The following is a 21,809-nucleotide window of genomic DNA, read 5'->3' as shown; positions in this document are numbered from 1 at the left end:
GGGCTCAGGCGGTCGTCTCGGCGGAGGTCGTCGCGACGACGGCGTTCGGCAGCGCCGGCGCCGGCTGCGCGTTCTGACGCGGGTTCGCGTAGTACGTGTGGTAGTCCGCCATCGAGAAGAACGCGGTTTCCTGCCGGAAGCGCCACGTGAACGTCGGCCACAGCGTCGTGTTCTTGCCGGTGCGCGGATCGAGATACCAGCTGTTGCAGCCCCCCGTCGACCAGACCGCGCTCTTCAGCTTGTTCTGGATGCGGTTGTTGTATTCGAGCTCGACGAGCGGACGCACTTCGATCGCCTCCGCGCGCTCGGTGCGCATCGCCTTCAATGCGCCGAGCACGTATTCGATCTGCGACTCGATCATGTAGACCATCGAGTTGTGGCCGAGACCCGTGTTCGGTCCCATCAGGATGAACCAGTTCGGATAGCCGGGGACGGTCGCGCCGAGGTACGCGTGCAGGCCGTCGCGCCATGCGTCGACGACGTCGACGCCGCCGCGCCCGACGATCGTGCCGCGCGGGAACGGGTTGTTGATCTGGAATCCCGTGCCGTAAATCAGGCAGTCGACTTCATGGCGCTTGCCGTCCGTCGTGACCACCGCGTTTTTCTCGATCCGCTCGATGCCCGTCGTGACGACGTCGACGTTCTTGCGCGTGAGTGCCGGGTAATAGTCGTTCGACATCAGGATCCGCTTGCAGCCGATCGTGTAGTCGGGCGTCACCGCGGCGCGCAGCTCCGGTTCGGAGATCTGCTTGCCGATGTGGCGCAGCGCGAGCTTCTGCACGAGCTTCATCGTCGACGGATGGATCGCGAAGCCGAGCACGCGCGATTCGAGCATCCAGTAGAGGCCGCCGCGCAGCAGCTTTTGCGTGAACGGCAGATTGCGGAACAGCCACTGCTCGAAGCCGCTGACCGGGCGGTCCGGCTTCGGCATGATCCACGGCGGCGTGCGCTGGAACAGCGCGAGCTTCGCGACGCGCGGCGCAATCTGCGGGACGAACTGGATCGCGCTCGCGCCCGTGCCGATCACGGCGACGCGCTTGCCTTCGAGCGGATAATCGTGATTCCAGTCCTGCGAGTGGAACGTCTCGCCCTTGAACGTTTCGATGCCGGGGATGTTCGGATACGCGGCGCGGGACAGCCCGCCCATGCCGGATACGAGCACGCGCGCGGACACGCGCTTGCCGTTCGCGAACGTCAGGCGCCAGCGATGCGCGGCCTCATCGTAGGTTGCGTTGGAAAGCTCGTGGTTGAAGCGCAGATGCGAGCCGACGTTGAAGCGCTGCACGCAGTCTTCCATGTAAGCGCGGATTTCCGGCTGCGGCGCGAACATGCGCGTCCAGCGCGGATTCGGCGCGAACGAGAACGAATAGACATGCGACTGGACGTCGCACGCGCAGCCAGGGTAGTGGTTGTCGCGCCAGGTGCCGCCGACCGAACTGGCTTTCTCGAACACCGCGAAGTCCTGGCTGCCGGTTTGCCGGAGGCGAATCGCCATGCCGAGCCCGGAAAAACCGGTGCCGATGATGGCGATATCGATGGTTTCTTCGTGGTTTGTGTTGTCGAGCGGACCGAAAGACATATTGCGCGCGTTCATCCAAGCGTCTCCATTTGGGCTCATTTTTTACTGTTACATTGATTGATGTAACCATAGATCGTGAGAGCCGAAACCGCAAGCCGGGTAGACACAGCCCTCTAAGCGCGGGATTCAACGGATGCCGACGCCCGCCGGATGCGCTTGCGCGGGAGAAAGCGCGGCGGAGCAGGGAATCGCCATGCTGCGTCGCAAAATCGCGTGTAATCCCCAACAGATTAAGGATTGCGACGTGTATTCGATTAATTTGATTTGCGGCGCAGCACGCCGAACGCAATAGTCAATTGCGCGACGGCATAAAAACCCCAGATGAAATAATCGACGCCGGAAAACGCGCCGAGAAAACGATCGATGCCGATCAGCGTGTCGGACGTGACGAACACGAGCGCGCCGACCGCGACCTGCGGGCCGGGCGTGCGGGCGCACAGCGCGAGGCTTGCCATCGCGACGAGCACGGCGATGTAGACGGCGACCGGCGCGGCGAGCGCGGCGAGATGGGGAAAGAACGCGGCATAGAGCGCCGGTGCGGCGATCCACAGTGCGACGAGCGCGATGGCGCGCAGTCCGCGCGGCGCGGCGCGCCACGGCGCGAGCAGTGCGCAGTATGCGAGGTGCGCGAGCAGGAACGCGCCGAGGCCGGCGACGAACGACGGCGGCCATTCGGAAAGCGCGAGCAGCACGTCGCCGAGCATGGACGCGGCGAGTGCGGCACCGAGCCATGCGCGCTCGCGCGCGAGCGGATGCTGCAATGCGGCGAGGAACAGCAGCGCACCGAGCGCGGCTTTCGCGGCAGGCTGGACGGAATAGGGCGCTTGGCCGAGCGACAGCCCGTACAGCAGCGCGGCAAGCGCGGCGGCGAGCCAGAAGCCGTGCGCGCGCGGGCAGATTGGACAACACGATCGGGCGGTCTCCTCGCACGCAGCTCGTTATCGGCCGCGCGGGCAGCGTCGCGGACGACGCACGGCGTCCGCGCGGCCGCCCATTATCGGCAAGAAGACGTTATCGGGGACGGACGAATCCTTCTAACCGGACCGGACCGGACCGCGGGCGAGGCGGCCGTGCCTATTTCGCCGCGAGCGCGGCGGCGGCGTTCCGATCGGTCCAGACGTTGTCGCTGACGGTCAGTTTTTGCGGAATTAGCTTCGCTGCGTGAAACGCGTCGGCGACGCCCTGTTGCGAAGCGACGATCTTTCCGTCGAGCGGCGCCGTGCCGTACGGCACACGCTTCACCCAGGTCTCGACGAGCGCCTGATCGAGGCCGATTTTCGGCGCGATCAGCGCGGCGGTTTCCGCGGGATGCGCGTTGACCCACTGGCCGGTCTCGCGCAACTGCTGCAGCACCGTGCCGACGACGTCCGGATGCCGGGTCGCGAAGTCACGCGTCGCTTCGTAGAAGTTGTAGGCGGAAGGCAGGCCCGTATAGTCGGCGAGCGTGCGCGCCTTCAGCGCTTGTTGCGCAGCCGCGTAATACGGATCCCAGACAACCCACGCGTCGACGTTGCCGCTCTCGAACGCGGCGCGCGCGTCGGCGGGCGGCAGATAGATCGGGCGGATCTCGTCGTAGCGCACGCCGGCCTTCTGCAGCGCCTTCAGCAACAGGTAGTTCGCGCTCGATCCCTTCTGCAGCGCGACTTTCCGGCCTCTCAGGTCGGCGACGGTCTTGAGCGGCGAATCGGCTTTCACGATGATCGCCTCGTTGTGCGGCGACGGCGGCTCCGCGCCGACGTAGACGAAACGCACGCCGCTTGCCTGCGCGAACACGGCGGGCGGCGCGCCCGTGTAGCCGATGTCGATGCTGTCCGCGTTCAGTGCTTCGAGCAGTTGCGGGCCGGCCGGGAACTCGAACCATTTGACCGCGTAGCCGAGCGGCTTCACGCGCGTCTCGAGCGAGCCTTGCGCCTTGACGACCGCGAGCAGTCCCGCTTTCTGATAGCCGACGCGCAGCACCTTGCCGCCCGCGTCGTCCTGCGCGAAGGCGGCGACGGCGACGAGCGACGCGAACGCGGCGGCTACGGTTCGGGGAATCCAGCGGGCAGGGCGAATCATCGGCAATCTCCACGACGTTGAACGAAACGAGCGGCGCGCACGCCGCTCGGGTCGGGAGATCGTCGCACGGGCAGTCGCCGGTGCGAACCAAGCATTGCCGATATCAATATGACGCGTGCGCGTCTAACGTTTTTTCGGGGCGTCCTTCGCTGCGGTTCGTTCGAACCCGGACTCTCCGTCGCGCGCCGCCTGGGAGCTCAGCTTCTTGTCGAGGATCGTCGCGACGCGGCCGCCCAAATAGGCGCTCGACGCCGCCTCGAGCGCCCGGTTCATCTCGCCTTCGACGAACACCGACGAGAGCGGACGCAGCCGCCAGATCGCGTCGACGAGCGCCGGCACGTCGGTCGGCGGCGGCAGCGAGCCTTCGTCGTAGCGATCGAGGCGGCGCACGACGAGCTCGACGAGGACGCGCGCGATCGCATCGAAATACGGCCGCGTGATGCTGATCGCGTCGAGCAGTTCGCGCGCCGGGATGCCTTCGCGCACCATCGCGGCCGCGGCCTCGATGAGCACCGGGCTCTTCGCGACGAACGACACGCCGCGCCGCTCGAGCAGGCCGAGCTCGGCGACGCGCCCGAGCGACGCGGGCGTCTGCGGGCCGAACATCTGGATCAGCTGAGCGAGCGAGAAGGTTTGTGGACGCTCGCTCGACCAGCGGCCGCCGATCGCGTTTTCGAGGCCGAGGATCGAGCGCAGGTCGTGACCGTCGTCGATCGCCTTGATCAGGTCCTGGATGTTCGACAGCGTGTAGCCGCGCGTGAGCAGATGATTGATGACCTTCAGGCGGGCGACGTGCGTGTTGTCATAGATGCCGACGCGGCCGCGTTTGCGCGGCGGTGCGAGCAGGCCGCGATCCTGATACGCGCGTACGTTGCGCACCGTCGTGTCCGACACGCGCGCGAGCTCGTCGACCGTGTATTCGTTCAACGTCGACGCGTCCGGGGCAGCGTCGGCGGGAGTGGTTGGGTTCGATTTCGGCATGCAACGATTTTAGCGCGACCGAGCGCTTCCGTGCGAGGCGTCGGCGTCGGAGGGCGGCATTTGTGCGCCGTCTCCGAGCACGCGCTGCATCAGCGCGGTGTCGATCCAGCGGCCGTGCTTGAAGCCTACGGCGCGCAGCATGCCGACCGGCTCGAAGCCGAGCGCGCGATGCAGCGACGTCGAGCCGCCGCTGCCGCCGTCCGCGACGACCGCGATCATCTGCCGCCACGGCCCCGCTTCGCAGCGCTCGATCAGCGCGGCGAGCAGCACGCGGCCGATGCCGCGGCCGCGGTGCGCGTCGTTCACGTAAATCGAATCTTCGATCGCGTAGCGATAGGCGCTGCGCGGCCGATAGGGCGTCGCGTACGCGTAGCCCGCGACGACGCCGTCCAGTTCGGCGACGAGATACGGCAGGCCGTGCCGCAGCACCGCTTCGCGTCGCGTGCGCAGATCGCCGACGGACGGCGGCGTTTCCTCGAACGACGCGACGCCCGTCAGCACGTGATGCGCATAGATTGCCCGGATTGCTTCGAGGTCGTGCTCGGCGGCGTCGCGGACGATGGCGGTGGAAAGGGTGGGCGCGTCGGAGGTTTTCATCGCGAAACGGGGCGGGAATGATGGAATCGATACTATGCGCGCCTTCAAAAATGTCCGCAAAGCGAGGGACGCGATCGCGCACAGGCGGGATCTCCGGATACAGCGCGCGCGATGGGCGGCCATTCATGTTTCGATTTTCCCGTGGCGGCGGCGAAAACGAATCGATTCGATCGACGGCGTTTTGCGACTTCTTCACTTAACGCCGTTGACCGTCTTATAATCCGCGGCCGTTCCGAGACGCGCGACGTGCGGCGGGAAACCGGCGGTATCGTTCGACATGAGCGCGTCGCGAAAAAATGCCCGCGATGATTTGAACGAAATGAATAAACAAAACAGCAAACCGGCCGAATTTCAAAAGAAGAACGATGCGCGTCGCAAGCCCGGCGCGCGCGAATCGAAACGCGTTTCGCGAGCCGCCGCATCGACGAGCGATGCAAAGCACTTGTACGATGAAGTTGCAACCGCATCGGTTGCAATGGACGCAGCGTCCGCTGATCGGGCGCAACTCGATCAGTCTTCTGCGTCGCAACCTCGGCCGGCGATCGCAATCGCGTCGATGTCGACCAGCACGGCGGGCGCGCCCGAACCGGCAGCGTCGACCACGACGCCGCCCGTATCTGCACCTGCACCTGCATCCGCATCCGCATCCGCGCAGTCGGCCGCCCCGGCCGACGTGCGCATGCCCCGCCTGCACAAAGCCTTCACGGCGCTGCAACGCATTTACAGGCAGCTCGACACGGCTCAGAAGCTCTATCTGAATTGCGTGCTCGCCGTGCTGCTGTTCTTCGCGACGTATCCGCTTCACCATGTGTGGAATTTCGTCGGTCTGCTGATGCTCGCGCTCGTCTTCTGGTTTGGCGGGATGGTCTATGACGCGCTGACGCTGTACAAGCGGATCTACGCGACGCACATCGGAAAGGGGCTATTGCTGCTCGCGTTCACGGGCCTCACCAACTTCGCGATCGCGCTCGCGAATCAGCGGATCAACGACGTCGCGGGCGTCGATCCATCGAAATTCCCTCATACTGAAATTTTTGTCGCGATCCTGTCGATCCCATTCATCGCGCTGCTGATTCTGATGACGCTGTATGCGGCATCCGTGCTGTTCCTGCCCATTTACGGAATGTTCTTTTTCGTGATGGACCCGGGGGCCAAGGCGTTCTTTTCGGCCGGGCTGCTGAAGCGGGACGAAAGTGCGTATCCGTGGATCACGGGTATTTTCCGGTTGGTCGGCTTTTCGATTTTTGCTGGTGTCGTGATGTTCTTCGCGAAACGGATGCTCGGCGATTACGACCGTTTCATGACGAACACGGCCGAGAAGTCGGTTTATCACCTCGAAATGTATGAGAAATCGCCGTGCGACGTGCCGGCGGGCGCGCGGGTCGCGTTCCTCGACAACGACAACATCGTGTACGCGCTGCGCATCGGCCACGAGCTGAAGTTCTTCCCGCAGCCGTGCAAGCGGGACGCGAAGTGATCGACCGGGCCGCCCGCGCGCGCGGGCGGCTCGAGTCAACCCTTTTTCCTGAACGGCACGTCTTCGACGAACCACGCGAGCGCGAACGCGATCGCGATCACCGCCGCGGCACACAGATAAACCGTGTGCAGCGAGCTCGCGAACGCGTGCAGATACGCGCCGCGCACCGTGTCGGGCAACTGGCGGACGGCCGAGGGGCCGAGCGACGGCGGCAGCTCCGCGTCGGGCGGCAGCGCGGCTGCGAGTCGCGCGTGCAGCCCGTTCGAGAACAGCGCGCCGAACGCGGCGACGCCGAGCGAGCCGCCGATCGAGCGAAACAGCGTCGCGCCGGACGTCGCGACGCCCAGATGCCGGAACTCGACCGTGTTCTGCACCGCGAGCACGATGACGGGCATCACCATGCCGAGTCCGCCGCCCAGCAGCGCCATGTACAGGTACATCGTGCGCAGCGGCGTGTCGAGCGACAGCGTCGCGAGGAGCAGCATCGCCGCGCCGGCGACGAACGTGCCCGCGATCGGAAAGAGGCGATACTTGCCGAGCTTCGTGATGAGCCGCCCGCTCGCGATCGACGTCGCGAGCATGCCGCCCATCAGCGGCAGTAGCTGCATGCCGGCTTCCGACGGTGTCGAGCCCTTGACGACCTGCAGATAGAGCGGCAGGAACGTGACCGAGCCGAACAGCGACAGACCGACGACGAAGCCGATCAGGCTGCACAGCACGAAGGTCCGGTGGCGGAACAGCGCGAGCGGCATGATCGGCTCGGCGGCGAGGCGTTCCTCGTAGACGAAGCCCGCCGTCGCGACGAGGCCGAGCGCGAGCGTGAACCATAGCTGCGGCGACGACCACGGCAGGATCGTGCCGCCCTGGCTCGTAAACAGCACGACGCAGGTGAGGGCAGTCGCGAGGAACGCGGCGCCCGCGTAGTCGATCCGGTGCCGCACGTGCGCGGTGTGCGGCTTGAACGCCGCGCCGATCACCGCGAACGCGAGCGCGCCGAGCGGCAGATTGATGTAGAAGATCCAGCGCCATGACAGGTGCTGGACGAGAAACCCGCCGAGGAGCGGCCCGATTACCGTCGCGATTCCGTACACGCCGCCGAACATCCCCTGATAGCGGCCGCGCTCGTCGGGCGGGATCAGATCGGCGATCGCCGCCATCGTGACGACCATCAGCCCGCCGCCGCCGAGCCCCTGCAGCGCGCGCAAAACGATCAACTGCGTCATGTCCTGCGCGAGCCCGCACAGCGCCGAGCCGACGACGAACAGCACGATCGCCGCCTGCAGCACGATCTTGCGCCCGTACAGGTCGCCGAGCTTGCCGTACAGCGGCAGCACGACGGTCGACGACAACAGGTACGCGGTGACGACCCAAGACAGCTGCTCGAGGCCGCCGAGCTCGCCGACGATCGTCGGCAGCGCGGTCGACACGATCGTCTGATCGAGCGCCGACAGCAGCAGCACGAGCAGCAGCGCGGCAATCGTGAGCCGCACGGTCGCGCCCGGGCGGCCGGCGTCGGCCGGGGCGGACGGGGCGGACGGCGCGGAGGATTCGGTTGGCATGGGGAGTCGTTTCGTCATTGGGTGCGACACGGAATGTAGGAACAATCGATTGACTAGTCAATATCTGCTTCGTCACAAAATATTCCGGCGGTTACGAACCGTGACGGCGGCCGCCGGGCGGTGCGCCGCGGCAAGTCGCCGCAGCGCTTGATGCGACTCAAGTTTCCGGGCGCGGGGCCGTAATACCGGCGACTGTCCCCCAAACCGGCGGCTACCACTTACGACTCTTCCTGGTCATGAACGCTTTTTTTTCCCGCTTTTCGATTCGCACCCGGATCTTCTCGACGCTCGGGCTCGTCGCCGCGCTGCTGACGATCACGGGCGTGATCGGCTTCTTCAGCATGCAGGACTCGAACGCCGCGCTCGACGACGCGTACACGCGGCAGCTCGCGGCGAAGACGGCGCTCGCGTCGGCGAGCCTCAATCTCGCGATCACGCGCACGACGCTCGATCGCGTGATCCTGCATCCGGAGGCGCCCGACACCGCGAATACGATTGCGAAGGCGGAGCAGTACCTGGCCGCGTCGGATCGCGGCTGGCGCGATTATGACGCGCTGCCCCGCAGCGACGACGAGAAGGCGCTCGCCGGTCAGGCGAACGCCGCGCGCCGCGCGCTCGTCGACGATGCGCTCAAGCCGATGATCGACGCGCTGAAGGCGGGCCGGCACGACGACGCGGATCGTCTGATGATGACGGTCGCGCCGCCGCTGTCGGTTGCGTGGACGAAGGCGACGACCACGCTCGACGACGCGCGCGCCGCGTACGGCAAGGCGGCCTACGACGACGCCGAGCAAATGTACGCGTGGCTGCGGCTCGCGCTCGGCGGCGGGATCGTGTTCGGTCTCGCCGCGTGCCTGGGCTGCGCGATCGGCCTGCACTTCGCGATCTCACAGCCGCTCGTGCGGATCCTCACGCACCTGCGCCGCCTGTCTGACGGCGATCTGACGACCGAACTGCGCTGGACGTCGCACGACGAAATGGCCGAGCTCGTGACCGGCTTGACGACGATGCAGCGCAGCCTGTCCGACACGGTGTGCAAGGTGACGGACGGCTCCGAGTCGATCGCGACCGCGACGCGCCAGATCGCGGCCGGCAACACCGACCTGTCGCAGCGCACCGAGGAGCAGGCGGCCGCGCTGCAGCAGACCGCGGCGAGCATGGAGCAACTGACCGCGACGGTGAAGCAGAACGCCGACAACGCGCGCGAAGCGCAGAACTGCGCCGACACCGCGACCAACATCGCGACGAAGGGCGCGACGGTCGTCGGCGAGGTGGTCGGCACGATGGCCGAGATCGATCAGAGTTCACAGAAGGTGGCCGACATCATCGGCACGATCGAAGGGATCGCGTTCCAGACCAACATCCTCGCGCTCAATGCGGCGGTCGAGGCGGCGCGCGCGGGCGAGCAGGGCCGCGGCTTCGCCGTCGTCGCGGGCGAGGTGCGCACGCTCGCGCAGCGCTCCGCATCGGCGGCGAAGGAGATCAAGGCGCTGATCGGCGAATCGGTCGAGCGGGTGGCGACGGGCTCGCGCCTCGTCGGCTCGGCGGGCGACACGATGCAGGAGATCCAGCGCGCGATCGCGCGCGTGACGGGCATCATGACCGAGATCTCGGCCGCGTCGAACGAGCAGCGCGACGGCATCGAGCAGGTGAACCGCGCGGTGTCGCAGATGGATCAGGTGTCGCAGCAGAACGCGGCGCTCGTCGAACAGGCGGCGGCCGCCGCCGCGTCGCTCGAAGAGCAGGCGGACGGGCTGCGCCGCACGGTCGGCGCGTTCCGCGTCGCCTGACGTTTGCGTTGCCCGATTTCCCGATATTCCGGCGCGCGGGACAGTTGATTCGCGCGCCCGGCCTCACCTGACGCGATTCGGCGTCATCCGGCGTTGCCTCTGCGTCATGCGGAAGGCGCGATTCGCTCCGCCGCCCGCCGCGACGCGACGACGATCAGCTTCATCGTCGCGCGCGTCGCGCCGACGAACAGCTTGCGTGCCGCGCGCGCGTCGAACGTGTCGAAGTCGACTTCGGTCAGGATCACGCACGGCGCGGCCTGCCCCTTGAAGCGATAGATCGAATCCAGCAGCACGTCGCCTTCCCGATATTCCGGATTTCCGAACAGGTCGTACTTGCCGGTGAAGCTTTTCACGCGGTGCGGGCCGAGCTGGTCGAGCGCCGTAAACGCCGAGCCCTCCCGTCCCCTGAACGACAGCACCGCGATGTCCTGCTTGCGAAAGCCGAGCGCCAGCGCATGCGTGATCGCGCGCTTCGTCGCGTCGATGCAGGCTTGCGCGGCGGATTCCGCGTCCGTCGCGTCGTACGCGGCGATCGAAATCTCCGATCCGCCGAACGGGCTGCCCGACGCGAGCTCGGCCGCGAGCGGCTCGATGCCGCCGACGACGTCGCGCACGTACTCGAGGATGTCGCGCGGGCTACGGTAGTTGGTCGTTTCCTTGAGCGTCACCCAGCCGGGCAGCGGCACGCTGTCGCGCATGTACAGGTTCTGCAGCGGATCTTCGAGCCACCACCACGCGCCGCCCGGCGCGACGAGCCGCTCGAGCGCGGCCGCCCATGGCGGCTGGAAGTCCTGGCCCTCGTCGACGATCGACGTATCGAACCGCCAGCGCTCGGCGATCGGCGTCTGCGCGAAGCGCGCCTCCAGTTGCGCGAACGCGTCGCGCGCGCCGAAGTCGGGCACGTGGCCGCCGTCGCGGGCGACCCAGTCGCAGAGCTGGTGGTAGTTCGCGATCGTCGCGCCTGAGGGCGCGATCCGCGCGACATGATCGGCGAGCGGCCGGTTGAAGCACACGTACAGCACGCGCTTGCCCGCCGAGATCGCGTCGCGCATCGCCCGCACCGCGAGCTGCGTCTTGCCGGAGCCCGCGGTCGCGATTACGCGCAGCCGGAACGGCGCGAACTCGAGCCGGCGCGCCCACGTGGCGAGGCCGCCCGACAGCCGGGTGACGAGCGTGTCCGCCTGGCCGACGAGCACGCTCGTGTCGGGCGTCAGCGACAGCTCGTCCGCGAGGAAATGGTGGATTTTCGCGGCACCCGGAAAGGGCGGTTCGTCGGCGGGCAGCGCGTCGACGATGCGCGCGGCAAGTTCATGCCTGCGCGTCGCGTCGACGATCCGCGTGGGCGCGACGCCCGCGATCGCCGGATTCTTCACCGTGTAGTCCGGGCAGTACAGCAGCTCCTCGACGCCGTACGCGCCCGCACCGAACGCGGCGGTGAGCCGCCGATGCAGGTTTTCGAGCGTGCGCGCGAGCTGGATCGACACGTTGCGTTCGGTCTGCAGATAGACCTTGACGAGCCCCTTCGGCGTCTCGCGCAGGAAGCCCGCCTTCTGCTCGATCACCAGCACGCGTCCGGCCGGGCTCACGATCACGAAGTCCGCCTCGCCGAACACCGAGAAATTCTGGTCGGCGCGCGTCCAGTGCACACCGTGGTAGACGGTGTAGGCGTCGGGCAGCGTCCGTTCCAGCGCCGCGAGCGTTTCGCGCTCGCGCTCCGCCGCGCCCGTGGCGGCGAGGTTCTTCCAGTCGTCGGGAATGATGCGGGCCATGTCGGGTCCTGACAGTGCGTGCGATGGGGAAAGATCGCCGGCTATTGTACGCAGACGCGTGCGCGGCGGGCGTGCGGCGCGGATCGGAGGAGGCGCGGCGATTGGCGCCGGGCGAGTCCGACGACGCATGGTGGGAAGGCGGTCGTCACGAACCGGTGCGGACGCGTCGCGCACGCATGCACCGGCGTGCGCCCCACGGCGCGCCTTTGCGGGGCGTGACGTGCGCGACGAAGTCGGCGCTCGATGGGCGGCAGGCGCATGCGGCGAATCCCGCATGAAGAGACGGCGAATGCAAAGCCGCAGATACATCTCCGCGTCGATCGATGTGAGCGTGTCACACGTATGACGTCGCGTCGATGTACGCGTTCGGCATGCGGAGGCGGCCAGACACCCGGCGCGCTCGCCGACCGACGTGACGCACAGCCGGCGGGGAGAGAAGCGACGAACGAGGAAGCGGGGGCGGAGAACGCGCAAATACCGCAATTCGCATGCGTCGTCACGTGTGATTCGTCGGCGACGAATCGTCGCGATTTCGATTTCGAGATAGGGTGCGCAATCTCAAAATTCGGTGCGGCCACGGTGGCCGGGGCATGCCCGACATCCGCGGGCCGGCGCGCAGGCCGCGCGCCGTCGTCGTCATGCGCGCGCCAGGCGCTTCGCGAGATCGGCGCTCAGGATCGCCATGCGGGCGGGCTTTTCGTAGCAGACGGCGTCGTACACGCGGATCACCTCGCTGATCTCAGTCTCGCTCGCGCGGCCCGTCAGCAGGTCGCCCGTCAGCACGAAGATCGGCGCGCCCGGATTGTCGGACGCGCGCACGGCCTGGATCGCATCGGCGGCGGTGCGGCCGTCGAACATCCACTCGGTGACGACCGCGTCGAACGCCTGGCCCTGCAGCGCGTCGACGAAGGCATCGACGCTGCCGAAGCGGGCCGTCACGAAACCCTGCTCGTCGAGATAGCGGCAGACTTCGTCGGCGCTCACGCTGTCGGCATCGATCACGGCGACGAGCAGTTTGTCGCTTTCCGCCCGGCGCGGATAGATTTCGATCTTGTGAACGTCGTACGCGTTTTGATAGAGGACGCCCGTATGGCGCAGCACGCGCCAGCGGCCCTGCTGCTCGTAGGCGACGAACTCGGGACGCGCGCCCGCGTCGAGCAGCCCGCCGATCCACGCGGTGCACGGAATCTCCGCGATGCCTGCATACAGCACCGCGTCTTGCGCGCATGCGCCGACCATGCCGGGATCGAGGGCCTGCGCGCCGAATAGCTGCGCGGCGGGCTCGCCATAAGCTTCGGCGACTTTCTTGATTTGCGCGAGCGTCCAGGGACTGCTGCCGCGCAGCTTGCGATGCCCTTGGGAAAAGCTCAGGTCGAGAATTCGACAGAGCTCGGTCGTCTGCTGACGCTTGCCGATGCCGTGACGGGTCATCAGTTCGCGTACGCGCTCGGCGACGGCAAGGGAATCCGTGGTGTTTGCTTCGTTGGCCATACTGCGGGAACGGATCGGATCGAGTGATTCAGAAGGGAGCGCCTCGAGGCGCACGGTATGGCATCGTTCGATGCCACCGGATGAAGCGAGCCGACCGGCCACGCGTGGAAGGGATAACTTTACCGCAAATATAAAGTTCGTTCTGCGCACTAGTGTGCGTTTTTCTGTGAAAGGTGTTTCGTGAGGTTACATTAGACATCGCTGCGCGCCTTATGATATAAGGCCATGTTCAACAGGTGTTCAAAATTCGTTCAAAACTAGCCGCCCAGCTTAACGCGGATCGGCTCCAGCCCGCGGCTGTCCAGATAGGTTGCGGCGGATTGGTCGCTCAGATGGCCGAGCAGCGCCTTCGTGTCGACGCCCCCCTGTTTTTCATACAGGCGCTTGGCTAGACTTCGGATTTCATGGAAGGTCGGTGCGTCGTCACCCGCGATCCCGGCGATCAAGCGCGCTTCGGCAAAAGATACCGAAATCTTGCTCAGACTTACCGGATCGCCGCGTTTCGTGCCGTTTTTGACGACGACGTGATGGACCAGGTACTTGCTGATAACGCCGGTTGAGCGGCACCGCGTAATTACATCTTGTAACGACATCCCAATCGCATCCAGACGCAGTCCCACCGGGATTTCGACGTTCACCCCAGTCTTGGTGCGGTGGATGCGCGCGAAGCCGTCATAGACGCATTTGCGCGGCCAGCGGGCGATCGTCGACCGATCCTGACCGGAGACCAATGCGAGCAGCATCGCATTGGACAGCCAATCCGCCACCTTGGGTGCGACGTCGAGGATGGCCTGAAACTCTTCGAGCTTGAGACGGCGCCGCTTCACCTTCACTCGGACCGATTCTGTCATGGTGGCCGGATTCGCATCCATCCAGCCCAGCGCCATCCCGCGCTTGCAGACGGCCACGAGACGCGCGCGCAGAATCTTCGCGGTCGCCGTCTTGTCATCTGCCACGGTTGCCTCCAATAGCTCGGCGAGATGTTTCGTGCGCAGCTCGGCGCATTCGACTGTCCCGACCTTTGATCGGATGATCTTGTCGAGATATCGTCTGCTTTTTGCGGTTTCCTCTTTCGGCGAAACCGGCATCTTCTCGAGAAGATCGGCAACCGTATGAGATTCATAGGCGATGCGTTCCGCCAGCGATTTCGTGGTGCCGGCAGTAATTGCCAGATTGGCCTCTTGGGCTTCGTGGATTGCCTGCGCAAGAGGTACACGGCCAAGGATGTGCGTCTTCCCGTCGCGAGGATCGCGCCACGTGAAATAGCCGGGGCGCGGCTGATGGAGATTGTCCGGGAAATTGGCGTGCTTGCGCATGCGCGGTCTAGCTGCCATGTGCGATCCGATGTACGAGGCGGGGGCGCGCGGCCGGTTCTTGGAAGACGGCCGTCTGATCTACATAGTAGGCGTTCCCGATCTTGACCGGAGCCGGGAAAATCCTACCTTCCTTGATCCATCGGCGCGCTGTCCGAATCGCCGGCGCGGGTTCAAATTCTCGCTGTAGCCAGAGTTCGAGCTTGATCTTCATCTCACTTCTTCCTGCCATTGTGTGAGGGCGGCGTCGATTGCCGCGTCGATAGCTTTGCGGCTTATGATCCCCCTATATGCGCCGGTTCGCGCTTGATACTCTAAGAACCGATACCGTCCTGCATCGGCTTTCGTGTCGTCCGTCACGTCGCCACGCGCATCAGCAGCATGATTTGCCAATGCGCGTTCGAGATCGTGCTTAAGTGCGGCGATCTCTTCCGCCTGCGCCGCCATATACTGCTGCATCTCTTCGCGGTTGCGTTCGTAGGAGTCTAGGCTGTCGAGAATATCGAGGATGATTTGCGGATCAATTTCCATCAAGCAATATCCCGAACACCGCATAGCCCATTCCCTTATCTTCTTCACGTCGATCTCGATCATTGCCTATTTCCTCTTCTTTAATGGATTTGGATGTCCATAGTGGAATTTCCCGCATTTCTTGCACTTGTATGCTTGCATGAAATCCCATCTGCCTCGCCTTGATGCTGCGCTTGCTTGCTCCAATGTTTCGAACCTCTGTTTGGAGGCACAGGATTTCGTGTGTCCGCGAATTTTTGGCCTAGGTCTACTCATGGGAGTCTTCTCGGATGCGGGCGGCGTACGGATTGGCACAAACAAGTTCGTCGCATTCAGCCCGCTCGGCATCGTCTAGATGCTGGTAGAGGTCACTTTGTAGAACACACATCGCCAACTTCCATCCCGTCACCTCGCCGCTCGGCTGCTGCGTGACCGTTTGAGGCATAGCGTCGAGCGCGTCAGCCCATGCTCGCAATTGCTTCACATGCTCTACAACTTCAGGATCTTTGGCTGCGATGCCGGATTCGTGATAGATCGCATGATTGCGCAGAAACTCACTCAGGCTGTTCGGCTGCCGCGCAGGGGCGGCGAGTGCGGCCTGAAGCTTCGGTTGAAGTGATTCGAGATCTTCGCGCAGGCCGTTCCACCAATCCTCTGTCGTCGGCTGGATGTAGTAGACATTCCCGTCGCAGTCGCGATGTCGTTCCCTCGGCGAGCAGAAGGCAGCCGCAACATAGCAGGTCAGCTGATACGATTGCTCGATCAGATCCGTCAGCTTGTCAGTCATGGTCGGCACCTCTGCTCATGGATGCATGCGGCTCGCGCAGTCGCTGGGCGACATCAGGCGGCACATTGAAGAAGCTCAGTGCGCCCTTGCACGGCACGAGCGGCAGCGGCTTGGCGTCAGCGAGCACAAACCCATACTTGCCAAAGAACCAGGGGGAATCGCTTTCGGTCACGCATCCAGTGATGGTGACGACACCAACGATGCCGCCGATCATTTCCTCGCGCTTCGGGTATGAGCCGTACTGTTCCGAGTACGATTCGAAGTCGTCCTCGTAGTCGCGCTTGGGATAGGTCACACCGGCGTGGATCAGCACGCGCCCGCGAAAGTTGGTCGGCCAGTCACGGTTCTCGATGTCTTTGTGGCCGTTGGCGATCAGCCATGCGTGCGGCTGGCGGATGGAAAGTGCCTTCATTGGTCGGCTCCATTGAGAAGGGCGGTGCGGTCGAGGCGTTCGAGTTCGGCAAGGATCAGCGCGCCGGCCTTGACGAGATCGCGGCGTGGTGTCGTCGGCTTCCACCAGTCAGAAAACCACGGCCACGCAGTCGGGGGGTATTTGCTGGGGGCGCGTGCGGCGTTCATTGCGTAACAACCGGCAGCAAGCGCCATCTGCCCGCGCGAGTGCTCGTCGTCGTGCTCCAGTGTCCAGCCTTCCTGCTCGACCTGCCGGCGGCGCTCGATCAGCACGTCGCGCGCAGCATCCGTCAGGCTTGCCACCCTCGCGGTGGGCGGGGCGGTGTAACACTCATACGAGCCATCCGGCAGGTTTCCGTAGTAATCAAAGTCCGTATTCACCAAACCACGGAAACGCTTTACCATCAGGCACCCCACCGCCTCTCCCGCATCGGCGGGGGCGAGTGGACCGCAAGCGCCGAGCGCTTTGCCGTCGCGCAGTCCGGCCGCATAGCCCTTGTTGCTTGCCGCGATCAGTTCAGGATCGTCGCGCTCGCGCGCCTTTTCCGGTGTGTCGGCCTGCGCTGCGTCCGTGACCACACAATCTGCGGTTTCCAACGGGCCGGTGTCACGGTATTCGTACTGCGGAAAATGGTGATTAGCTGCGGCAGGAGCCTGAATGAAATTCAGGCGCACGAATCGCTGAATAGCTTTGCATTCCTCCGATCCTGCGATGTCGAAGTCTTCTCCGGCTTCACATCCATTCCAAATGGCAGCATGGAATGCCGTTAGGAGCACGTCTAGATGGAGAAGCGGACCTTCAGTTGCTTTGATGTCGGTATTCATGACGAACTCATATTTCGTGGAATTTTGGAAAGGCATCTCACCTTTCTGGCGGTTTCCTTTCAGCAACCGCTAAGCCTCTCGCGAGTCATATTCGTGCTGGTTCTCGGATGCATCGTCCTGCGCGTGTTGCGGGGCGGCTTTGAGCATGGCCTCATAAATCCCGCGCGCCCAATGGCGAAGCATTGCATTGTTGCCGGCAATGCACATTGCATCGGTCGCAACGCTCGGCACTAGCTTCCAGCCTGCCGGAGCCGCCCCCTCCGCAGCGGGCGATGCTGCCGCGCGGGCTTCTTTCCATGCATCCCGCAACCGCTCGACTGCACTGATTTCCGGAAAGCGATCACACCACGCCTCGAACGACACCGCCCGCTCGTCGGCCGGCGAGGGTGCGGTCGATTCGTTGTGGTGCCACAGGAACGCACAGTAAGCGGCAACGTCGCGCGGATCGCCTTTCTGGATGTGACGCATCAGCTCGGCGCGGCATTCGTCCGCCCAGCCGTCACGCATCCAGTTGTCCGAGTAGCCGTACTTGCGCTGGGCGACCAACAGCTTGTTGGCGAGCGCGCGAGCGAACCGGCGCACGAGTTTGGCGGTGTCTTGATGCAGTTCGGCCGGAATGGTCGGCTCGTCGGCCGGCGCTGCTGCCGCCATAGCGGGGGAGCGGGCGGAAGCGAGTCGCCGAAGCATCGCCGCAGGTTCGACGAGCCCGTCCTTGTACAGCCAGCCCGCGATGATCTCAAGTCCCTTCGCGTCGTGGTCGGTGATCGCCGCCCCTTCCGCACCTGTCTCATTGGCAGATGCGGCGCACATCGCATTAATTGCAGCGTCTGCAATCTCGGCCACGCGTTCCGGATCGTCGGCAACGAGTCGAAAGTCGTCGGCACTCATCGTGCCAACGCCCCATGCCGACCAGACACGCATGCAGTCGTATGCGTTACCGAGTGTTGAGCCTATCGCTTCGCATACCTGCTCGCGCCGCTCGTCTGTCAGCGCATCAGCGCGGCTGTTTCTCGCGCCGGCATCCGACGCGAGCACAAACGAGCCTTCAGGATCTCGTTTCATGCCTGTCGTGGCCCACGAATATCGTTGCGTAATGGGCGCATCAGCGCGGCTCTGTTGTTGGTCGTTCATGGTGATGTCCTCAGATGGTCAGGATTTCGCGCGCGGCGAGGATGAATTGCGTGGTCGTTTCGGCGTGGATCGCGTTACCGTAGGCGCGCAGTGGTCCCACGTGGCCGGCAGCCCCATCAACGAGCGGCTCAGTGCCGGATTCAAGCAGCCGACGATTTCCGTCGGTGCCGACAACATCTCGCCAGTCAGGCAGTGCAGCCGCGCTGCATCCACCAACGTGATTCCGTCGTGATGCGCACTGTTCGGGTTCGAACGCACGGCGGTTCGGTTGCGGCCGCCGCGGCTGTCGTTGACGGTAGGGGTGGGCCACAAACAAAAGGCGCGACCGTCGAAGCGGAAATCCGACGCGGCGAGAGCAGAAATCGACCGCCCCGCAGGCGTAGTCCGCGTCCTCAAGGTCGGCGCAAACTCGATCAAGCCAGCCGAGCCCGGCAGCGCTCGCAACCTGCTCGCCAAGCACTGCGACAGGTCGGCACTGACAGATGAGCCAGTACCAATCAGGCCAGAGGTGCCGCTCGTCATCAAACCCAAGTCTTTTGCCTGCCGCGGAGAAAGGTTGGCACGGACAGGAACCGGTCCAAACAGGTCGATCGTCAGGCCATCCTGCGCGACGAAGCGCATACGACCAGACGCCGATTCCGGCGAAGAAATGGCACTGGTCGTAGGCTCGCAGGTCATCAGGTCGGACATCCTCAATGCTCCGTTCGTCGACGTCGCCCGGTGCGATGTGCTCGGCGGCGATCAGGTTGCGCAGCCACTGCGCGGCGTATGGGTCGCGCTCGTTGTAGTACGCAGGCACGTGGTGTCCTCTGTGGGTCAGGCGAACGTGAGCCGATCGTGCGTTTCGTGGAGCACGGCGACGACGTCAGGCGACACATCGAAAATGCCGAGCCGACCGGTGCACGGGATGAATGTCAGCGCGCGTGCGTTGCGAACGGCGATTCCATAGCAGCCTTCCATGTGCCATGGAGAGGTTCGGCGCGACGGCGGCACGCAGTCATGCACGTCGACGACGCCGATGATCCCGCCGCGCTCCGATTCGTCGAAACGCTTCAGTTCCTCGTACGAGACGCCGGCCACGATCGCGAAGCGCATAGCGTTCTCATACTCCGCGCGCGTCATGCTCTTGCTGGCGTGGATCAGCAGCGGCCCCCGATAGGACGTGCGCCACGTGCGGTTTTCGATGTCCTTGTAGCCGGCGACGATCAGGTGCACCCACGGCTGGCGAATCGACAGTGCTTTCATCGCTTCCTCTACAGTTAAAGCCTCAACGGCAAGTCAATTTCGTTCGTCATCTTCGTTGTCTCGAAGCTCATGGGGCAGGGCCGGTAGTGATCTCCGGCTTGTTGCATCTGTTTCGGGCTGGCAGTCTTAGTGGGTTTCTGCCATTTCGCTCTACCAACATCCAACCCACGGCGCTCGCATTTGCGTGAACCCTCAGCGCGATCACCACTCGCGCATTCCTGCCTCATGAACTCCGAAAAAACGGGCGCTCATGCTGGCCGCCCTAAAACCGCGCTATCCGAGGGCCGTGCGCGGCCGGGGGTTACTGTTCGGTTTCTTCCTCGTCGAGATCGGAGCCTTCGAACGGTCGATACTCGCGATCTGTGTCTGCCTTCTCGCCGAAGAGGCCTGGTTCGACGTAATCGGTGGGCGGCGTGAGCGTGATGCCGATTTCCTGCTGAAGCCGCGTCGCGATCTTCCCGTGGTCGACCTCATCCTTGGGATGCGCGGTGATCTTGAAATGCACGCCGACAGAGCCACCTTCCTGCACGGTGAAACGGATGTCCTTCAGTTCGCACTCGGCGAGTAGCACGTCTTCGGCGCCGCTCGCGCCGATGTGGAAGCGCAGCAGATAGCCCGGATATTTCTTGTCCCATGCGAGATTGCGCATGAACGGGAAGCGCAACTCGGTCAGACCGTCATGCTCCATCGGCAGCTCGCCCGGCTTCGGTTGTGGCTTGCGATAGAGCATCGTGGGCAGCGCCGGATCAAAATCGCCGAGCACATCACGGCTCATAACGACGTGCAGTCCGATCGAGATTGCCGGCCTACGCTCCGCGCCATGCTTCTCGCTCACGTTCGTCACGGAGACGATCTTGGCGAGCGTGTCTTGTACAGCGAACATGATTTCTCCTTGGAATAAATCCGGAATAAATTGCTACGGCTTTTGCGGTTCCGCCCGAACCCATCCCTTCGGTGTCGAGCGGATCTTTCCAGCCTTGCGAAGCGACTGAAGGCGGCGATCGACGATGCGCCATGGATCGGCGAAACCATATAACGAGCGAGGGCCTTGTTCCGAGACGATTCGGTCGCTCTCGTCTTTGATATCGCCGCCGTAGATCGATGCGAATCTGATCGGGGCGACGCCGATCTTCGAGAGGATCAGCGCATCAAGCTTTTCGTATTTGGTGTTGGTCATTTGGTTCTCTTCAAAAGGCGCACAAGCAGTGAGGTGCTTATCAGGTTGGCGAATCGATGGTCACGAGGCCATCGCCTCATGATGAGTTTGGATGCCGAAGTAGACGGCCTTGCATGCTGCCAGATCGACCGCGGCGTTATGTGCGCCCTCGAGTTTTTTGCCGGTGAAAAATTCGTAGGTTTCGGCGAGGTTCGGCGACTTCGCATGGTTGCGGCCTGCACGCACCATCTTCTCGGTCGGCGGCAGATGGATGGGTTTCATGGCTCAGGCTCCAATCAGGACTTCTTTGCGATCTTCGTATGCCTGTTTCAGCTTTGTGAGCTGATCGGCAGGGAGATCGCGTGCGCTGTCCATCACGAGTGCCAGTACTTCGACGTCGTCCGCTTTCTGGATCTGGCTGAGCAGGTCGTCGTAGGCCTGCAGCGTCATGTCGGACTGCTGTGCACGCTGGTCAGTGAGCTCGCCAGTCGATGGATCGACCGTCGCGCCGGTATCCGGATCGGTGACGGTGACGAAGTTCCCATCGATAACGGCGTGATGGCCGTTATCGGCTGCATTCGCGATCGCCATCGCATTCTGTAGTTCGATCGACTTCGGCATGTACTTGAGCACCTGTAGCAGCGGCACTTTGCGCGCGTACATTTCCGGGTCGCGGAAGCTGTAGTGCTTTGCGCCGACCTTGTTGTACTTGTCACGGTGCTTCCAGATCTTGCGAATGGTCCAGACCTCGATCACCGGGTACTCCGAACCGTTCACACGGCCAACTGCGTACACGTGCGTGATCTTGTCCGGGTCGTTCTCTTCGCCCGGGCGATGGCGGATGAACGGCGAATCGCCGAGGGCATAGTCGAACTCGTCGCCCTCGAATACAGTTCCCGTCCAGACGGTTGCGCGGCCGCTACGCGACACCAAGTCGACGAGACCTTTCCAGCCCGGCACGAACTGGCACGTGCGGCCGTACGGCACTAGGAAGCCTTGGCCGTGTCGATGGCGGTCAAAATCCGCGCTTTTCCGGCGGCGTCACGTAACGGCGGCATGACACAAGTTTCAAAATCGACGTTGCAGGAGCGACGAACCTGTCGGAAGCGGGATATTGACGCGGGGCGCGA

At 64.1% G+C, this 21,809-nt stretch carries 23 protein-coding genes; 2 read left to right on the top strand and 21 right to left on the bottom strand.

Going from position 1 to position 21,809, the window contains the following annotated elements; translation table 11 throughout:
- Positions 1-4: 4 nt before the first annotated feature.
- The 5 genes from WS62_RS12590 to WS62_RS12570 all read right to left on the bottom strand — a co-directional run bounded on the left by WS62_RS12590 (position 5) and on the right by WS62_RS12570 (position 5,215).
- On the bottom strand, positions 5-1,594 hold the full coding sequence (locus WS62_RS12590) for a flavin-containing monooxygenase (protein ID WP_066571123.1): 1,590 nt from the start codon (positions 1,592-1,594) through the stop codon (positions 5-7).
- Positions 1,595-1,833: 239 nt separating this feature from the next.
- Positions 1,834-2,478 (bottom strand): lysoplasmalogenase, encoded by a 645-nt coding sequence (locus WS62_RS12585; protein ID WP_066571122.1) that lies wholly within the window; start codon positions 2,476-2,478, stop codon positions 1,834-1,836.
- 175 nt (positions 2,479-2,653) lie between these two features.
- Positions 2,654-3,637, bottom strand: coding sequence for a sulfonate ABC transporter substrate-binding protein (locus WS62_RS12580; RefSeq protein ID WP_066571121.1), 984 nt, complete (start codon positions 3,635-3,637; stop codon positions 2,654-2,656).
- Between the two features lie 123 nt (positions 3,638-3,760).
- Complete coding sequence (locus tag WS62_RS12575; RefSeq protein WP_066571120.1) at positions 3,761-4,618, bottom strand: MerR family transcriptional regulator; 858 nt, start codon at positions 4,616-4,618, stop codon at positions 3,761-3,763.
- A gap of 9 nt (positions 4,619-4,627) precedes the next feature.
- On the bottom strand, positions 4,628-5,215 hold the full coding sequence (locus WS62_RS12570) for a GNAT family N-acetyltransferase (protein ID WP_066571119.1): 588 nt from the start codon (positions 5,213-5,215) through the stop codon (positions 4,628-4,630).
- Between the two features lie 319 nt (positions 5,216-5,534).
- Between WS62_RS12570 and WS62_RS12565 the strand changes: the two genes are divergently transcribed.
- On the top strand, positions 5,535-6,692 hold the full coding sequence (locus WS62_RS12565; RefSeq protein ID WP_066571181.1) for a hypothetical protein: 1,158 nt from the start codon (positions 5,535-5,537) through the stop codon (positions 6,690-6,692).
- 35 nt (positions 6,693-6,727) lie between these two features.
- On the opposite strand, the gene WS62_RS12560 is transcribed toward WS62_RS12565, so the two are convergent.
- Positions 6,728-8,251 carry an MDR family MFS transporter gene (locus tag WS62_RS12560; RefSeq protein ID WP_066571179.1) on the bottom strand — a complete coding sequence of 508 codons (1,524 nt, stop codon included), beginning with the start codon at positions 8,249-8,251 and terminating at the stop codon, positions 6,728-6,730.
- A gap of 236 nt (positions 8,252-8,487) precedes the next feature.
- On the opposite strand from WS62_RS12560, the gene WS62_RS12555 reads away from it, so the two are divergent.
- Positions 8,488-10,041 carry a methyl-accepting chemotaxis protein gene (locus WS62_RS12555; protein ID WP_082720914.1) on the top strand — a complete coding sequence of 518 codons (1,554 nt, stop codon included), beginning with the start codon at positions 8,488-8,490 and terminating at the stop codon, positions 10,039-10,041.
- A gap of 104 nt (positions 10,042-10,145) precedes the next feature.
- Here WS62_RS12555 and WS62_RS12550 read toward each other — a convergent pair whose 3' ends face one another.
- The 15 genes from WS62_RS12550 to WS62_RS12475 all read right to left on the bottom strand — a co-directional run bounded on the left by WS62_RS12550 (position 10,146) and on the right by WS62_RS12475 (position 21,639).
- The gene (locus WS62_RS12550) at positions 10,146-11,810 is read right to left on the bottom strand and encodes an ATP-binding domain-containing protein (RefSeq protein WP_066571117.1); all 1,665 of its coding nucleotides are present in this window, start codon (positions 11,808-11,810) and stop codon (positions 10,146-10,148) included.
- 636 nt (positions 11,811-12,446) lie between these two features.
- Positions 12,447-13,301, bottom strand: a complete 855-nt coding sequence (locus tag WS62_RS12540; RefSeq protein WP_066571115.1) for a helix-turn-helix domain-containing protein — start codon at positions 13,299-13,301, stop codon at positions 12,447-12,449.
- A gap of 257 nt (positions 13,302-13,558) precedes the next feature.
- Positions 13,559-14,635, bottom strand: coding sequence for a phage integrase Arm DNA-binding domain-containing protein (locus WS62_RS12535; protein ID WP_082720913.1), 1,077 nt, complete (start codon positions 14,633-14,635; stop codon positions 13,559-13,561).
- On the bottom strand, positions 14,625-14,828 hold the full coding sequence (locus WS62_RS12530) for an excisionase (protein ID WP_066571113.1): 204 nt from the start codon (positions 14,826-14,828) through the stop codon (positions 14,625-14,627). Before WS62_RS12530 ends, WS62_RS12535 begins: the two co-directional genes overlap by 11 nt.
- Complete coding sequence (locus tag WS62_RS12525) at positions 14,825-15,208, bottom strand: hypothetical protein (RefSeq protein ID WP_066571112.1); 384 nt, start codon at positions 15,206-15,208, stop codon at positions 14,825-14,827. The genes WS62_RS12530 and WS62_RS12525 overlap by 4 nt, the downstream gene beginning before the upstream one ends.
- A gap of 184 nt (positions 15,209-15,392) precedes the next feature.
- Complete coding sequence (locus WS62_RS12520; RefSeq protein ID WP_066571111.1) at positions 15,393-15,911, bottom strand: hypothetical protein; 519 nt, start codon at positions 15,909-15,911, stop codon at positions 15,393-15,395.
- A complete protein-coding gene (locus WS62_RS12515; RefSeq protein WP_066571110.1) occupies positions 15,904-16,323 on the bottom strand; it encodes an ASCH domain-containing protein in 420 nt (139 codons plus the stop codon). The genes WS62_RS12520 and WS62_RS12515 overlap by 8 nt, the downstream gene beginning before the upstream one ends.
- Entirely contained in the window at positions 16,320-17,147 is an 828-nt protein-coding gene (locus WS62_RS38095; RefSeq protein ID WP_066571109.1) for a hypothetical protein, read from the bottom strand. The genes WS62_RS12515 and WS62_RS38095 overlap by 4 nt, the downstream gene beginning before the upstream one ends.
- 69 nt (positions 17,148-17,216) lie before the next feature.
- Positions 17,217-18,278: a hypothetical protein gene (locus WS62_RS38090; RefSeq protein WP_231748272.1), complete on the bottom strand. Its 1,062-nt coding sequence runs from the start codon at positions 18,276-18,278 to the stop codon at positions 17,217-17,219.
- Positions 18,279-18,288: 10 nt separating this feature from the next.
- A complete protein-coding gene (locus WS62_RS33450) occupies positions 18,289-19,077 on the bottom strand; it encodes a DNA cytosine methyltransferase (protein WP_082720912.1) in 789 nt (262 codons plus the stop codon).
- Positions 19,078-19,094: 17 nt separating this feature from the next.
- Positions 19,095-19,523: an ASCH domain-containing protein gene (locus tag WS62_RS12495; RefSeq protein WP_066571106.1), complete on the bottom strand. Its 429-nt coding sequence runs from the start codon at positions 19,521-19,523 to the stop codon at positions 19,095-19,097.
- Positions 19,524-19,824: 301 nt separating this feature from the next.
- A complete protein-coding gene (locus WS62_RS12490) occupies positions 19,825-20,406 on the bottom strand; it encodes a hypothetical protein (protein WP_066571105.1) in 582 nt (193 codons plus the stop codon).
- 33 nt (positions 20,407-20,439) lie between these two features.
- Positions 20,440-20,700 carry a hypothetical protein gene (locus WS62_RS12485; RefSeq protein WP_066571104.1) on the bottom strand — a complete coding sequence of 87 codons (261 nt, stop codon included), beginning with the start codon at positions 20,698-20,700 and terminating at the stop codon, positions 20,440-20,442.
- A 60-nt stretch (positions 20,701-20,760) separates the two neighbouring features.
- The gene (locus WS62_RS12480; RefSeq protein WP_066571103.1) at positions 20,761-20,961 is read right to left on the bottom strand and encodes a hypothetical protein; all 201 of its coding nucleotides are present in this window, start codon (positions 20,959-20,961) and stop codon (positions 20,761-20,763) included.
- Between the two features lie 3 nt (positions 20,962-20,964).
- The gene (locus tag WS62_RS12475; RefSeq protein ID WP_231748271.1) at positions 20,965-21,639 is read right to left on the bottom strand and encodes a recombinase RecT; all 675 of its coding nucleotides are present in this window, start codon (positions 21,637-21,639) and stop codon (positions 20,965-20,967) included.
- Positions 21,640-21,809: the final 170 nt, after the last annotated feature.

The sequence above is a fragment of the Burkholderia sp. ABCPW 14 genome (genome assembly GCF_001523835.1).
GTDB lineage: Bacteria > Pseudomonadota > Gammaproteobacteria > Burkholderiales > Burkholderiaceae > Burkholderia > Burkholderia mayonis.
This window is presented reverse-complemented; position numbering and strand designations above follow the sequence as displayed.

Excerpts from the sequence above, each read along its gene's own strand:
- WS62_RS12590 (WP_066571123.1), bottom strand. The coding sequence starts at position 1,594 with ATGAACGCGCGCAATATGTCTTTCGGTCCGCTCGACAACACAAACCAC.
- WS62_RS12580 (WP_066571121.1), bottom strand. The coding sequence starts at position 3,637 with ATGATTCGCCCTGCCCGCTGGATTCCCCGAACCGTAGCCGCCGCGTTC.
- WS62_RS12575 (WP_066571120.1), bottom strand. The coding sequence starts at position 4,618 with ATGCCGAAATCGAACCCAACCACTCCCGCCGACGCTGCCCCGGACGCG.
- WS62_RS12570 (WP_066571119.1), bottom strand. The coding sequence starts at position 5,215 with ATGAAAACCTCCGACGCGCCCACCCTTTCCACCGCCATCGTCCGCGAC.
- WS62_RS12565 (WP_066571181.1), top strand. The coding sequence starts at position 5,535 with ATGAATAAACAAAACAGCAAACCGGCCGAATTTCAAAAGAAGAACGAT.
- WS62_RS12560 (WP_066571179.1), bottom strand. The coding sequence starts at position 8,251 with ATGCCAACCGAATCCTCCGCGCCGTCCGCCCCGTCCGCCCCGGCCGAC.
- WS62_RS12555 (WP_082720914.1), top strand. The coding sequence starts at position 8,488 with ATGAACGCTTTTTTTTCCCGCTTTTCGATTCGCACCCGGATCTTCTCG.
- WS62_RS12550 (WP_066571117.1), bottom strand. The coding sequence starts at position 11,810 with ATGGCCCGCATCATTCCCGACGACTGGAAGAACCTCGCCGCCACGGGC.
- WS62_RS12540 (WP_066571115.1), bottom strand. The coding sequence starts at position 13,301 with ATGGCCAACGAAGCAAACACCACGGATTCCCTTGCCGTCGCCGAGCGC.
- WS62_RS12535 (WP_082720913.1), bottom strand. The coding sequence starts at position 14,635 with ATGGCAGCTAGACCGCGCATGCGCAAGCACGCCAATTTCCCGGACAAT.
- WS62_RS12530 (WP_066571113.1), bottom strand. The coding sequence starts at position 14,828 with ATGAAGATCAAGCTCGAACTCTGGCTACAGCGAGAATTTGAACCCGCG.
- WS62_RS12525 (WP_066571112.1), bottom strand. The coding sequence starts at position 15,208 with ATGATCGAGATCGACGTGAAGAAGATAAGGGAATGGGCTATGCGGTGT.
- WS62_RS12520 (WP_066571111.1), bottom strand. The coding sequence starts at position 15,911 with ATGACTGACAAGCTGACGGATCTGATCGAGCAATCGTATCAGCTGACC.
- WS62_RS12515 (WP_066571110.1), bottom strand. The coding sequence starts at position 16,323 with ATGAAGGCACTTTCCATCCGCCAGCCGCACGCATGGCTGATCGCCAAC.
- WS62_RS38095 (WP_066571109.1), bottom strand. The coding sequence starts at position 17,147 with ATGAATACCGACATCAAAGCAACTGAAGGTCCGCTTCTCCATCTAGAC.
- WS62_RS38090 (WP_231748272.1), bottom strand. The coding sequence starts at position 18,278 with ATGAACGACCAACAACAGAGCCGCGCTGATGCGCCCATTACGCAACGA.
- WS62_RS12495 (WP_066571106.1), bottom strand. The coding sequence starts at position 19,523 with ATGAAAGCACTGTCGATTCGCCAGCCGTGGGTGCACCTGATCGTCGCC.
- WS62_RS12490 (WP_066571105.1), bottom strand. The coding sequence starts at position 20,406 with ATGTTCGCTGTACAAGACACGCTCGCCAAGATCGTCTCCGTGACGAAC.
- WS62_RS12485 (WP_066571104.1), bottom strand. The coding sequence starts at position 20,700 with ATGACCAACACCAAATACGAAAAGCTTGATGCGCTGATCCTCTCGAAG.
- WS62_RS12480 (WP_066571103.1), bottom strand. The coding sequence starts at position 20,961 with ATGAAACCCATCCATCTGCCGCCGACCGAGAAGATGGTGCGTGCAGGC.